The organism is Curtobacterium sp. MCJR17_020 (assembly GCF_003234365.2).
Taxonomy (GTDB): domain Bacteria; phylum Actinomycetota; class Actinomycetes; order Actinomycetales; family Microbacteriaceae; genus Curtobacterium.
The window spans coordinates 705,305-717,341 of the sequence record NZ_CP126260.1; the positions used below are offsets into that span (position 1 = coordinate 705,305).

The 12,037-nt window shown below is 72.0% G+C and carries 14 protein-coding genes; 8 read left to right on the forward strand and 6 right to left on the reverse strand.

Annotation, left to right across the window (positions count from 1 at the left end):
- Positions 1–102: 102 nt before the first annotated feature.
- Positions 103–1,032 carry an EamA family transporter gene (locus DEJ14_RS03425; protein ID WP_111085543.1) on the reverse strand — a complete coding sequence of 310 codons (930 nt, stop codon included), beginning with the start codon at positions 1,030–1,032 and terminating at the stop codon, positions 103–105.
- Between the two features lie 36 nt (positions 1,033–1,068).
- On the opposite strand from DEJ14_RS03425, the gene DEJ14_RS03430 reads away from it, so the two are divergent.
- From DEJ14_RS03430 to DEJ14_RS03455, 6 genes are all read left to right on the forward strand, one after another.
- Positions 1,069–2,202, forward strand: coding sequence for a CPBP family intramembrane glutamic endopeptidase (locus DEJ14_RS03430; protein ID WP_146249761.1), 1,134 nt, complete (start codon positions 1,069–1,071; stop codon positions 2,200–2,202).
- Positions 2,203–2,211: 9 nt separating this feature from the next.
- Positions 2,212–4,065: a DNA helicase RecQ gene (gene recQ, locus DEJ14_RS03435; protein WP_111085541.1), complete on the forward strand. Its 1,854-nt coding sequence runs from the start codon at positions 2,212–2,214 to the stop codon at positions 4,063–4,065.
- Positions 4,066–4,156: 91 nt separating this feature from the next.
- Positions 4,157–4,903, forward strand: coding sequence for a lysophospholipid acyltransferase family protein (locus DEJ14_RS03440; RefSeq protein WP_111085540.1), 747 nt, complete (start codon positions 4,157–4,159; stop codon positions 4,901–4,903).
- A gap of 134 nt (positions 4,904–5,037) precedes the next feature.
- Complete coding sequence (locus DEJ14_RS03445; protein ID WP_111085539.1) at positions 5,038–5,391, forward strand: hypothetical protein; 354 nt, start codon at positions 5,038–5,040, stop codon at positions 5,389–5,391.
- Positions 5,392–5,410: 19 nt separating this feature from the next.
- Positions 5,411–6,244 (forward strand): M23 family metallopeptidase, encoded by an 834-nt coding sequence (locus DEJ14_RS03450; protein ID WP_111085538.1) that lies wholly within the window; start codon positions 5,411–5,413, stop codon positions 6,242–6,244.
- Positions 6,245–6,326: 82 nt separating this feature from the next.
- Complete coding sequence (locus DEJ14_RS03455; protein WP_284180445.1) at positions 6,327–7,163, forward strand: NAD(P)-dependent oxidoreductase; 837 nt, start codon at positions 6,327–6,329, stop codon at positions 7,161–7,163.
- 21 nt (positions 7,164–7,184) lie between these two features.
- Here DEJ14_RS03455 and DEJ14_RS03460 read toward each other — a convergent pair whose 3' ends face one another.
- Positions 7,185–7,388, reverse strand: coding sequence for a hypothetical protein (locus DEJ14_RS03460; protein WP_111085536.1), 204 nt, complete (start codon positions 7,386–7,388; stop codon positions 7,185–7,187).
- Between the two features lie 10 nt (positions 7,389–7,398).
- Positions 7,399–7,917, reverse strand: coding sequence for a MarR family winged helix-turn-helix transcriptional regulator (locus DEJ14_RS03465; RefSeq protein WP_111085535.1), 519 nt, complete (start codon positions 7,915–7,917; stop codon positions 7,399–7,401).
- A 164-nt stretch (positions 7,918–8,081) separates the two neighbouring features.
- Here DEJ14_RS03465 and DEJ14_RS03470 point away from each other — a divergent pair, with 164 nt between their 5' ends.
- On the forward strand, positions 8,082–8,975 hold the full coding sequence (locus DEJ14_RS03470; RefSeq protein ID WP_181437549.1) for an alpha-E domain-containing protein: 894 nt from the start codon (positions 8,082–8,084) through the stop codon (positions 8,973–8,975).
- Positions 8,976–9,057: 82 nt separating this feature from the next.
- Here the strand turns inward: DEJ14_RS03470 and DEJ14_RS03475 are convergent, their stop codons facing one another.
- Both DEJ14_RS03475 and DEJ14_RS03480 read right to left on the reverse strand, forming a co-directional pair.
- Complete coding sequence (locus DEJ14_RS03475; RefSeq protein ID WP_349775264.1) at positions 9,058–10,404, reverse strand: MFS transporter; 1,347 nt, start codon at positions 10,402–10,404, stop codon at positions 9,058–9,060.
- A complete protein-coding gene (locus DEJ14_RS03480) occupies positions 10,401–10,811 on the reverse strand; it encodes a MarR family winged helix-turn-helix transcriptional regulator (RefSeq protein ID WP_111085532.1) in 411 nt (136 codons plus the stop codon). Before DEJ14_RS03480 ends, DEJ14_RS03475 begins: the two co-directional genes overlap by 4 nt.
- 94 nt (positions 10,812–10,905) lie before the next feature.
- Between DEJ14_RS03480 and DEJ14_RS03485 the strand changes: the two genes are divergently transcribed.
- The gene (locus tag DEJ14_RS03485) at positions 10,906–11,658 is read left to right on the forward strand and encodes an SDR family NAD(P)-dependent oxidoreductase (protein ID WP_111085531.1); all 753 of its coding nucleotides are present in this window, start codon (positions 10,906–10,908) and stop codon (positions 11,656–11,658) included.
- A 102-nt stretch (positions 11,659–11,760) separates the two neighbouring features.
- Here DEJ14_RS03485 and DEJ14_RS03490 read toward each other — a convergent pair whose 3' ends face one another.
- On the reverse strand, positions 11,761–12,030 hold the full coding sequence (locus tag DEJ14_RS03490) for a hypothetical protein (RefSeq protein WP_111085530.1): 270 nt from the start codon (positions 12,028–12,030) through the stop codon (positions 11,761–11,763).
- Positions 12,031–12,037: the final 7 nt, after the last annotated feature.

Sequence of the window (12,037 nt, forward strand, 5' to 3'; positions counted from 1 at the left end):
CCCCGCTGGCAGCCGTCCGCGCAGCCGAGTCTCGGGCTGCGCGACAGTACTCGGGTTCTTCGCCCCGAGAACTGTCGCCCACGCCGGGACTCGGGGCCGCGCTCAGGCCAACGCGAGGCCCACCGACGCCACGAACGCCAGCGCGATGCCGACCCACTGCGGTACGGTCAGCCGCTCGTGCAGCACGACCCCGGCCAGCACGACCGTGCCGATCGGGTAGAGCGCGTTGAGCACGCTCACGACGGGCAGGGCGCCCGGGTCGTCGCTCGCGTGCAGCCCCGCCTGGATGCACACGTTCGCCAGGGCGTCGAGGACGCCGCACGCCGCGACCGTCAGCAGCAGGCGCGGCGGCCACCAGCGCCCTGGAGACACGGCAGACCCCGCGACGCCGACCGACGCTGCGGGGTCTGCCGCGCCTCCAGACCGCGCCCCGCGCCCGGCACGCACCGTCACCACCAGGGCCGCTGCGCCCAGCAGCACCGTCTGCAGCACCCGCGCGACCACGAGCGGGTGGATGCCCGCGCCGGGCGGTGTCATGTCGTAGGCGAGCACGATCCCGCCGAACCCGCACCCGGCGACCGCGGCCGCGACGACCCCGCGCGCGGTGAGGCGTGCACCGGAGGTGTCCCGCACCGCCGCCACCAGCACCACCGCGACGACGGCCACGACCACCGCGGCGACGGCCAACGGTGACAGGACGGTCCCGCGGGCCACGGCCACCAGGACCGGGACGACGGCGGCGAACACCGCGGTCAGGGGTGACAGCACGCTCATCGGGCCGATCGCCAACGCGGCGTAGAGCAGCAGGACCCCGACGCCGCCGGACAGTCCGGCCACCGCGCCCCACAGGGTGCCCGTCCACGACGCCGAGCCGCCGAGCACGGCCAGGCCGAGCAGGAGCGGTGCGATCCCGATCGCCGCGGCGACGGCGGTGACCGTCACCGGGCGGACGCGCCGCGACGCCAGGCCGCCGAGGAAGTCGGCGAAGCCGTAGACGATGGCTCCGGACAGGCCGAACAGGACGGTGAGCACGGCTCCCATCCTGCCCGGCCCGGTAGCCTGCGGGGCGTGAGCGTTCCCTACCACCGCCTGCCCCGTGTCGACGCACGATGGAGGTGGTGGCGCCCGCTGGTCGCCCTCGCGTTCCTGGCTGGCTGGTACTTCGTTTCCCAGGTGGTCATCGCGGTGGCGTACTTCGTCCCGCTCGGCGTGACCCAGGGTCCACAGGCGCTGATCGACCTGCAGAACGACCTGGCGGGCGGAGCGCTGGACCCGACCGATCCGCTCGTCCTGTCGCTGTCGCTCGTGTCGCTGGTCGTCCTGCTGCCCGGCATCCTGCTGGCGGTCAAGGTCGCACGCCTCGGTCCGGGCAGCATCCTCACCTCGACGCGGTTCCGGGTCCGGTGGGCCTGGACGGCGTGGTGTCTGCTGCCGACGCTGGTCATCGCGGCGGTCATGTTCGTGGTGCAGACCGGCCTGTTCCGGGACGACGGGATGATCACGACCGACGGCGGCTTCGCGTGGGACCACGCCGCGATCGGCCAGTCGACGGTGTCCCTGGGCACCCTCACGTTGACGATCGTCCTCGTCGTGCTGCTCGTCCCGTTCCAGGGCGCGGCCGAGGAGTTCATCTTCCGCGGTTTCCTCATGCAGACGATCGCGTCGTGGATCCCGCGACGCACCGGCACGATCATCGCCGTCGCGGTGTCGACCGTCGTGTTCGCCCTGCTGCACATCCCGAACGGCTACAACGTGTGGGGCATCCTGGACGTCGGGTCGTTCGGCCTGATCGCGGCGATCATCGTGCTCCGGACCGGCGGACTCGAGGCCACCGTCCTGCAGCACGCCTTCAACAACATCATGATCTTCGTGCTGCAGGCGCCCGGGTGGTCGAAGGTGGACCTGCAGTCACAGGACGCGAACGGCACCTGGCGGGGCTGGCTCGTCACCCTCGGGACGTCGCTCGCGTTCTGGGGCATGGTCGAGTTCCTGGCCTGGTGGCGGAAGCTCGATCGCACCTTCGCCGGACACCAGGCACCGCGGTTCGGCGGGACGCCGCCGGTCTGGGCGGGTGGCAAGCGCTGGATCGGCACGGCGGGCACGGGCTGGGCGGGCGCGCCCGTTCGTGCCGACGACGTCGACGCAGCCGCTGTGGACACAGCCGCTGTGGACAGTGCCGTGGGTGCCGCCGGTCGCCCGTAGGCTCGTGGCATGAGCACCACGCCCGCGCCCGCTGCCGTGTCTGCCTCACGAGCCGCAGCGCTCGACGTCCTGCACCGTGTGTGGGGCTACGACGACTTCCGCGGCGAGCAGGCGGCGATCATCGACCAGGTGGTCGCCGGCGGTGACGCCCTGGTGCTCATGCCCACCGGCGGTGGCAAGTCGCTCTGCTACCAGGTGCCCGCGCTCGTGCGCGACGGCGTCGGGGTCGTGGTGTCGCCGCTCATCGCGCTCATGCAGGACCAGGTCGACGCCCTCGCGGCGAACGGGGTCCGTGCCGCCTTCCTCAACTCGACGCAGGGGCCCGACGAGCGTGCCCGGGTCGAGCGTGCGGTCGTCCAGGGCGAGGTCGACATGCTCTACCTCGCGCCCGAGCGGCTCCGGCTCGAGTCCGCGCGCGCGCTCCTCGACCGGGCGCGCGTGTCGCTGTTCGCCATCGACGAAGCACACTGCGTCGCCCAGTGGGGCCACGACTTCCGGCCGGACTACCTCGAGCTGAGCATCCTGCACGAGCGCTGGCCGACCGTGCCCCGGATCGCCCTCACCGCCACGGCGACCCCGCAGACCCACAAGGAGATCTCGGCACGGCTCGGCCTCGACGACGCCGCACACTTCGTCGCCGACTTCGACCGCCCGAACATCCAGTACCGCATCGAGCCGAAGACCGGCGCGCTGCAGCAGCTCCTCACCTTCATCCGCACGGAGCACAGCGGCGACTCGGGCATCGTCTACTGCCTGTCGCGCAAGTCGGTCGAGCGGACTGCGACGGCACTGGCCGAACAGGGCATCCAGGCGCTGCCGTACCACGCAGGGCTCGACGCCCGGGTGCGAGCGCGCAACCAGTCGACCTTCCTGCGCGAGGACGGCATCGTCATGGTCGCGACGATCGCCTTCGGCATGGGCATCGACAAGCCCGACGTCCGGTTCGTGGCGCACCTCGACCTGCCGAAGTCGGTCGAGGGGTACTACCAGGAGACCGGTCGTGCCGGACGTGACGGCCTGCCGTCGACCGCGTGGCTGGCGTACGGCCTGAACGACGTCGTGCAGCAGCGACGGATGATCGACCAGTCCGAGGGCGACGCCGCACACCGTCGGCAGCTCAGCGCCCACCTCGACGCCATGCTCAGCCTGTGCGAGACGATCGAGTGCCGCCGGGTGCGGCTCCTGGCGTACTTCGGGCAGCCGTCCACGGCCTGCGGCAACTGCGACACGTGCATCGCCCCGCCCGAGTCGTGGGACGGCACGGTGCCCGCGCAGAAGCTGCTGTCCACGGTCGTCCGGCTCGAGCGTGAGCGTGGTCAGCGGTACGGCGTCGCCCACCTCGTCGACATCCTGGTCGGCAAGCAGTCACCGCGGGTGCAGGAGCTGCAGCACGAATCCCTGGCGACCTTCGGCATCGGTTCCGACCTGTCCGACGGCGAGTGGCGCGCGGTGGCCCGCCAGCTGCTCGCGCAGGGCTACGCCGCGGTGTCGGGCGACGGGTTCGGCACGGTCGTCCTCAGCCCGACGAGCGCCGAGGTCCTGACCGGCAAGGTCCAGGTGCGGATGCGTCGTGACCCGGTGAAGGCACCGCGGGCGAGCCGGTCGTCCCGCCGGACCGTGGTCACCGACATGCCCCAGCAGGCGGTCGGCCTGTTCGAGGCGCTCCGGGTCTGGCGTGCTGCGCAAGCGCGCGAGCAGGGTGTGCCGGCGTACGTGGTGTTCAACGACGCGACGCTCCGCGGCATCGCAGCGGTGCGTCCGGCCGACGTCGACCAGCTCGCCGAGATCTCCGGGGTCGGCGCCGCGAAGCTCGAACGGTACGGCCGCGCGGTGCTCGACGTCGTCGCGTCCGAGGCCGACTGACCCCACCGTCGGACGTGCATGCCGCCGTGAGCATGTACTGCTCGCCGGCGTGATTACACTCGGGAGTTCGCCGTCACGACGAGGAGGCCCGGTGTCCGGTTCGACCAAGTTCGCCACCGTGCTGAGCCGCGCAGTGGTGACACCGCTCGCGCGGATGCTCTGGCGACCGAAGATCATCGGACGCCGCAACGTGCCCAAGCGCGGACCGGTGATCCTCGCGAGCAACCACCGCTCCTTCATCGACTCCCCGGCGATCACGTTGATGGCTCCACGGAAGGTCGCCTTCCTCGCGAAGCAGGAGTACTTCACCGGCACCGGGGTCCGTGGCGCGGTGTCGCGGGCGTTCTTCGGCGGCATCGGTGCGATCGGCGTCGAACGTGGTGCGGGGGCCGCGGCGCAGCAGGCGCTCGACCTGGGGCTCGCGCGGTTGAACGAGGGCGAGGCCTTCGCGATCTACCCGGAGGGCACCCGCTCCCTGGACGGCCGGATCTACAAGGGCCGCACGGGTGTGGCCTGGCTGGCCCTGACGAGCGGCGCGCCCGTGGTGCCCGTGGCGCTGACGGGTACGCAGGACGTGCAGCCCGTCGGCTCGAAGCTGCCGAAGCTCGCGAAGGTGACGATCGAGTTCGGGAAGCCGATCGACCTGTCCGCGTTCGGCGAGGCCTCGTCCGGACGCGCCCGCCGTCACGCGACCGATGCGGTGATGGCGGCGATCCAGGAGCTCAGCGGGCAGGAGCCGGCGAACACCTACAACAACCCGCCGGCGACGATCGTCGAGCGGGTGAAGCGGGCGTTGCAGCCCGATGACCCGACCGCGGCGGCCGTCGACCCCGACTGATCGCGATCTGTTCGGTCACTATTGCACATCTGAAATATCGATGGTTGAATGAGGGACGTGCCGCACGGCACGGATCCCCGACGGGTCGCCCGACAACGGCCCGCAACCACGACTCAGATCGGACGGCCAGCAGCATGTCCTCCACCCCGCTCTTCGACTCCATCGCCCAGCGACGCGACCAGCCCGAGGCCCACGTCGCCCCGGCGCCGGTTCCGACCCCGGCTCGCGCGGCCGCAGCGCCCGCACCGACCTCGCCGATGAACGCTCCCGTCCGCGCCGGTGACTCGACCCTCGTGCCCGCGGCCCTCGTCGCCGCGATCGACGACATCACGGTCCGCGTCACCCCGTCGGTGGTCACCGAGCTCCATGTGCAGCCCGAGCAGCTCGTCCTGGTCGAGACCGTCGCCGACGCCATCACCCGGGCGGTCGTCGACGCCGTCGCAACCGAACTCGACCGGATCGCCCGCGACGGCGTCGTCCGCGTCTGAGCCCGGCGGTCCCCGAGCGATGACGACGCCCACCGACGGCCTCCCGCTGCGCCCGCGCGGTGCCGAACGGCGGGCCGCGGCCCGCTCCACCACCCGCCGACCCGAAGCGTCCGTGTGGCGCCGTGCTGGTGACGGCACGCGCCCGGACGCTCCCAGAGCCGCCGGGGTGACGGTGTCCCCTCCCGTCACCCCGGCCTCCACCTCCTTCTTCCGCAGTTCCGTCCGGCGTGCCCTGCCCGCGACGGCGACCGCGGCGGTGACCTGTCTCTTCGTCGCCGTCGGCTCCCCGCAGACCGCGATGGCGTCGACCCCGTCGCCGAGCAGTCCAGTGCTCGGCGTGCAGCAGTTCGTCGCCGACGGCTCCGCCCAGCTCTCCGTCGACCGCGACGGCTTCTCGATCGGCAGGGCTGCCGCCCAGGCACGTGCGACCGCCGTCGGCTCGTCGGATGCTGCGGCCCGCCCCACTGCGGGCACCGTGCCGGCCGCCGGTGGGTTCGGCTCGCGCTGGGTGACCGGGTGTTCCGCCTGCTCGACCAACCACCAGGGCATCGACTTCGCGGCGCCGATCGGCACCACCGTCCTGGCCGCGATGCCCGGCAGTGTCGTCTCCGCCGGGGTCCTCGGCGGGTACGGCAACCAGGTCTTGCTCCAGCACGCCGACGGCACCCAGACCCGGTACGGCCACCTGTCGACGATCGGGGTGCGACCCGGTCAGGTCCTGTCTGTCGGCCAACCCCTCGGCGCCGTCGGCAACACCGGCGTCTCCACCGGGGCGCACCTGCACTTCGAGGTCATCGTCGACGGGGTCCCGGTCGACCCCGCCACCTGGTTGCAGGCCCGCGGGCTGCTCTGACAGCGACGACGGTCGAGCGCGTAGCGTCGGGAACGCCGGGGCACCGCGCCGTGGCAGGACGGAGACGCACGTGCGAGTGACGGTGTTGGGGACCGGGGCGATGGGTGCCGGCGTGGCGGGATCACTGCTGCGCGAGGGGCACCAGGTCACGGTCTGGAACCGGAGTACCGACAAGGCCGCACCGCTCGGTGAGCGCGGTGCGACGGTCGCCGCGGACCCGGCTGCCGCCGTCGAGCACGCCGAGGTCGTCCTCCTGACCCTCTTCGACACCGACGCCGTGGTCGACGTGCTCGAACAGGCCGCCGGAGACGCGCCGACCGACGCCGTGTGGGTGCAGGCGTCCACGATCGGCGTCGACGGCACCGAGACCGTCGTGCAGCTCGGCGCGAAGTACGGCATCACCCTGGTCGAGGCGATGATGCTCGGCACGAAGGCCCCGGCAGAGCAGGGGAAGCTCACCATGCTGGCGGCCGGCCCCGCTGACCAGGTCGACCGGGTCGTCCCCGTGCTCGACGCGATCGGCGCGAAGACCGTCCGCGCCGGCGAGCGGATCGGCGACGGGACCGCGCTCAAGCTCGCGGCCAACGCCTGGATCGCCTCGATCACCGCCGCCACGGGGCAGTCGATCGCCCTCGCCGCGGCGCTGGGGCTCGATCCGCAGCTGTTCCTCGACGCGATCGACGGCAGTGCGAGCGACTCGGCGTACGCGCACACCAAGGGTGCGGCGATCATCGCGGGGGAGTTCCCGGCACAGTTTGCGCTCGACGGGCTGCGGAAGGACATCGGCCTGATCGCCGAGGCGGCGCGGGCGAACGACGTGTCCACCACGCTCCTCGACGCCCTCGGTCGCGTCTACGCCGACGCGAGTGCGGCCGGACACGGCGGCGACGACATCGCGGCGGTCGGCACCGCCTTCTGAGTCGACGCGCGAGTCGACGCGTCAGTCGCGGCGGAGGAACCGTCGCAGCCGTGCCGTGAGCCGTCCCACGGCCTCGTCGTTCATGGTGTTCGCCAGGTCGAAGGCCTCGCGCGTCGGATCGGCCCCGCCCTGGATCCGTCGGAGTGCGGCGTCGGCGCGGGCCCGGGAGTCGAGTTCGGCGAACGGCATGTCGTCCTCGGGGTCGTGCGTGCCGCGAGGGTCCATGGACAGCAGGCTACGCGCGGCGGACGGCGCGGGCGCCGGCGTCGACGTCGTCGACCACGCGGACCATCTCGTCGAGGAAGTCCACGACGACGGCCATCTCGTCGGTGGGCAGGTGCTCCGTGACCTCGAGGGCGCGGGCGTCGAGTTCCTCGATCACGCGCAGGGCGTGGCGCATGGACGTCCCCGTCGCGGTGAGGATCACGCCGCGACGGTCGATCGGGTCCTGGTGCCGCTCGACGTGGCCGCTGCGGACGAGTCGGTCCACGAGTGCCGACGTCGACGCCGCCGTGATCTCGAGCCGTTCGGCCAGGTCCTTGGCGTTGACGGTCCGGCCGTCCTGCTCGGCGTCGATGAGGACCCGCAGCGCGAGCAGCGCGTTCTCGCCGATGCCCAGGGCTTCGCGAGCCCGACGCTGCGCGGCGCTCTCGGCGGTGCGGTACCGGCGCAGGGCGTTCAGGACGTCGACGGCGGTGACCGGGGAGTCCTCGTACCAGAACCCCGCGGTGCTGGTCAGGACCTCGGACGTCATCCTGCAATGCTAGACGCTCTAGTTAGATTGTCTAGCGAGGGGCCTGGTATCGCGGCGGAGACCCAGGCCCGTGCGCGGACATCGGACACTGCAACACCCGTGACGCGGCTCCGAAACACTCCCGCAACGCCCGCTGGTTAGGTTCTGGGGATGCAGGAGCAGCCGTGCTGAGCCGCCTCGCGGGGAACGTCTTCCACGTGGGGAGCGCGGTCGAGCGCACCGACGTGGTCGCACGCCTGCTCGACGTCTACGTCGCCCGACGCGAACCCGGCACGGTCGAGGACGACCGGGCCGTCGCCGCGGAGCTCCGTTCGGTGGTGGGGGCCGCCGGACCGGCGAACGACGCCGACCGGTCCGCGACGATCGACGCCCTGGCACTGGACCGCCACGAGCCAGCGTCCATCGCCGCCGCGGTCGCCGTCGCGCGGGACCACGCCCGTCGGGCCCGCGAGGTCGTCTCGAGCGAGCTCTGGGACTGCCTCGACGTCACCCGGTCGCGCATGCCGCGCAAGATCGCCGCGGGCCGCGCACACGAGTTCCTCGGCTGGGCTCGGGAACGCAGTGCTCTCGCGATCGGCGTGGTCGAGGGGGACGCCAGCCGCGACGAGGTCTGGGAGTTCTTCACGCTGGGCCGCTCCCTGACCCGTGTCGCCTCGACCGCCCGGCTGCTCGCCTCGGGGCTGCTCGAACCGGACTCGGTCACCTCGTGGACGGCGGCGCTCCGGGCCTGCGGTGCGGGCGAGGCGTTCCTGCGTGGCCGGGACCACCATCCGGTGCCGGACGACGCCGCGGCGTTCCTGCTCTTGGACGAGCACAGTCCTCGGTCCCTGCGTTTCACCGTCCGACGGGCCGCCGAGTGCCTGGCCGACGTGGCACCGTCCTGCGTCGCGGAGGAGGTCGAGGCGTTCTCCGCCGCCCGCGACCGGCTCGAGGCCGTCCCGGCCGACGCGGCCCTCGGTGTCGTCGGCGATGCTGGCGACCGGCTCGCGGCCGCCGCGGACCGGGTCACCGCGGCGCTCGACGAGCGCGTCTTCGCGGTGACCGAACCCGCGCACTGATCGCGGCCCTGGACGGGATCGGCGACGGCCGGGAGGCCCGTGGCGGGCCCGACCCGTGCCTCCCGTCCGCCACGCGAAAGCGTCAGACGGCGCTGGAGCGGTCGGCGACCGCCTCTTCACGCTCGAGCTCCTGGCGGAGCGCGGCCCGCGATGCGCGCGTCCCGACCACCGGCATCGCGTGCGTGACCGCGAGGTGCAGGCGGGTGTCCGCGTCGTACCGGAGTCGCAGGCGCTGGAAACGGACGAGCCAGACGATCGCGATGGCGAGCGCGACGAAGCCCGAGGCCGCTCCGACCGCGATGGCCCAGCGGGGACCCAACGCGTCCGCGATGGCACCGACGATCGGGGCGCCGATGGGGGTGCCGCCGGCGAAGATCGCCATGTAGAGCGCCATCACGCGGCCGCGCATCGCGGGCTTCGTGGTGGTCTGGACCAGGGCGTTCGCGGTGGTCATGAAGGTCAGGGCCGCGAGTCCGACGAACACCAGGACGAACGCGAACGTCCAGTACGTGGGTGCGAGGGCGGCAGCCGTGCACGCCAGGCCGAAGCCCCCGGCGGCGAGCACCAGCGTGCGCATCCGCGGCTTGTCCCGGCGGGCGGACATCAGGGCGCCGAACACCGAGCCGATCGCCATCACCGAGTTGAGCAGGCCGAACTCGCCGGCGCCCTGGTGGAACTCGACGCGCGCCATGGTCGAGGTGAAGATCGGGAAGTTCACGCCGAACGTGCCCACGACGAAGATCATGCAGAGCACGACGATGATGTCCGGCCGGGTCCGCACGTACCGGAAACCGGCGACGATCTGCCCCTTGCCGCGGCCGGCGTGCACCCGCTCGGCGAGCTGCGCGGGGTCGACGAACCGCAGGGCGATGAGGACCGCCAGGAACGAGCCGGCGTTGATGACGAACACCCACCCCGACCCGATGGCGGCGATGAGCACGCCGGCGACCGCGGGGCCGATCAGGCGCGCAGCGTTGAACGAGGCCGAGTTCAGCGCGACGGCGTTCGCGACGTTCTCGCCCTGCACGACGTCGGACACGAACGCCTGCCGGATCGGGGTGTCGAACGCGGCGACGATGCCGAGCGCGAGCGCGAAGCCGTAGAGCGCGAGCAGCGTGGCGGTGTGCGTGAGGACCATGACGCCGAGGCCCAGCCCGAGCAGGCCCATCAGCGCCTGGGTGAGCATGAGCATCTTGCGGCGGTCGAAGCGGTCGGCGGCGAGTCCGGTGAGCGGGAGGAGCAGCAGCTGCGGGCCGAACTGCAGCGCCATCGTGATCCCCACCGCGACGGCGTCGTTGTCGGAGAGCTGGGTCAGGACGATCCAGTCCTGGGCGGTGCGCTGCATCCAGGTACCGACGTTCGACACCAGGGCACCGGCGAACCAGATGCGGTAGTTGCGTCCGGCGAGGGAGCGGAACATGGCGGTCACTGCTGGGCCAGCCTCCTCATGATCTCGGTGGCGTCGGCGAGGGTGGCGCGCTCGACGGGGGTGAGTGCGGCGAGCCGCGGGGTGAGCCAGCCGTCACGGCGGCGCCGGGTCTCCTCGACGAACGCGGCTCCGGCCGGGGTGGCACAGAGGACGACCTTGCGCCGGTCGTCGTCGTGACCGCCCTTGGACACCAGGCCACGCTCGACCAGCACCGCGATCGTCTTCGTCATCGAGGGCGGGGTGACGCCGTCCTGGCGACTCAGGTCGGCGAGGGTCATCGCGCCGTCGCGGTGGAGCCGGGCGAGCGCCGCGAACTGGGCGTCGGTGACGGTCGTGTCGGCCTTCTGCGCGCGGAGCGTCCGGGACAGCCGGTTCACGGCGATGCGGAGGTCGGTGGCGTCGGTCACAGGTCGTTAGCCTAGCTCATTAGTTCAGTGAACGAACTGGTTTTCGGGTGTACCGTTGTCCTGGACAACAGGTGTTGTTCAGAGAGAAGGAATCATGTCCGAGTTCGAGGGCAAGGTCGCCATCGTCACCGGTGGTGGCAGCGGCATCGGCGAGTCCGTCGCGAAGGAGCTCGCCGCGGCGGGTGCCACGGTCGTCGTCACCGACATCAACCTCGACGCTGCCCAGCGGGTCGCGTCCGAGATCACGGAGGCCGGTGGCACCGCCAGCGCGTTCGAGGCCAACTCCGCCGTCGCCGCCGACAACGAGCGCATGGTCCAGTACGCCGTCGACACCCACGGCGCGCTGCACCTCGCCGTGAACAACGCCGGCATCGGCGCCGCCCCGCAGAAGATCGGCGAGTACGACATCGCCGCCTGGGACCGCGTCCGTGCGGTCGACCTCGACGGTGTCTTCTACGGCCTCCGCTACGAGCTGCCCGCGATGGTCGCCGCCGGCGGTGGCTCGATCGTGAACATGGCGTCGGTGCTCGGCACGGTCGGCATCGCGCAGAACGCCGCGTACGTCGCGTCGAAGCACGCCCTGGCCGGCCTGACCAAGGTCGCCGCGCTCGAGTACTCGGCGCAGGGCGTCCGCACCAACGCCGTGGGGCCGGGCTTCATCGACACTCCGCTGCTCCGCAACGCCATGACGCCCGAGGCCATCTCGGCGCTGGAAGAGGAGCACGCCACGAAGCGTCTCGGCACCGACAAGGAGGTCGCCGCGCTCGTGCTGTTCCTGCTGAGCGACAAGGCCTCGTTCATCACGGGCAGCTACCACCTGGTCGACGGCGGCTACTCCGCGCACTGACGTCGGTCGGGTACCTGGTCGAAACGGGCGTACCTGGTCGGAAGTTTCGACCAGGTACGCCCGTTTCCGCTTCCCAGCGCGGGCGCGATGGGAAGGAACGCGCTAGTGGAACTGGGGGATCGTGAGCCAGATGCCCGCCAGGACCGCGGCGACACAGACCGCGAAGCACAGGACGGCACCCGCAAGTGCTGCCGGCGGCGTGTGCCCGGACCGCGGAGTCTCCTCGGAGTACTGGGTGCGCTCGCCGCCGGTGTCGAGCGGCTGCCCGGTGCCGAGCAGCCGCAGGCCGAGCGTGTAGACGAGCACGATGCCCACCGCGGCCACGAAGCCGACGCCCGCGACCAGGCCGATACTCGTGAAGTCGATCTCCATCGTCGTT

What these genes read in the sequence shown, in the direction of transcription:
- recQ (WP_111085541.1), top strand. Translation starts at nt 2,212, where the DNA reads ATGAGCACCACGCCCGCGCCCGCTGCCGTGTCTGCCTCACGAGCCGCA.
- DEJ14_RS03445 (WP_111085539.1), top strand. Translation starts at nt 5,038, where the DNA reads ATGTCCTCCACCCCGCTCTTCGACTCCATCGCCCAGCGACGCGACCAG.
- DEJ14_RS03450 (WP_111085538.1), top strand. Translation starts at nt 5,411, where the DNA reads ATGACGACGCCCACCGACGGCCTCCCGCTGCGCCCGCGCGGTGCCGAA.
- DEJ14_RS03460 (WP_111085536.1), bottom strand. Translation starts at nt 7,388, where the DNA reads ATGGACCCTCGCGGCACGCACGACCCCGAGGACGACATGCCGTTCGCC.
- DEJ14_RS03465 (WP_111085535.1), bottom strand. Translation starts at nt 7,917, where the DNA reads ATGACGTCCGAGGTCCTGACCAGCACCGCGGGGTTCTGGTACGAGGAC.
- DEJ14_RS03485 (WP_111085531.1), top strand. Translation starts at nt 10,906, where the DNA reads ATGTCCGAGTTCGAGGGCAAGGTCGCCATCGTCACCGGTGGTGGCAGC.
- DEJ14_RS03490 (WP_111085530.1), bottom strand. Translation starts at nt 12,030, where the DNA reads ATGGAGATCGACTTCACGAGTATCGGCCTGGTCGCGGGCGTCGGCTTC.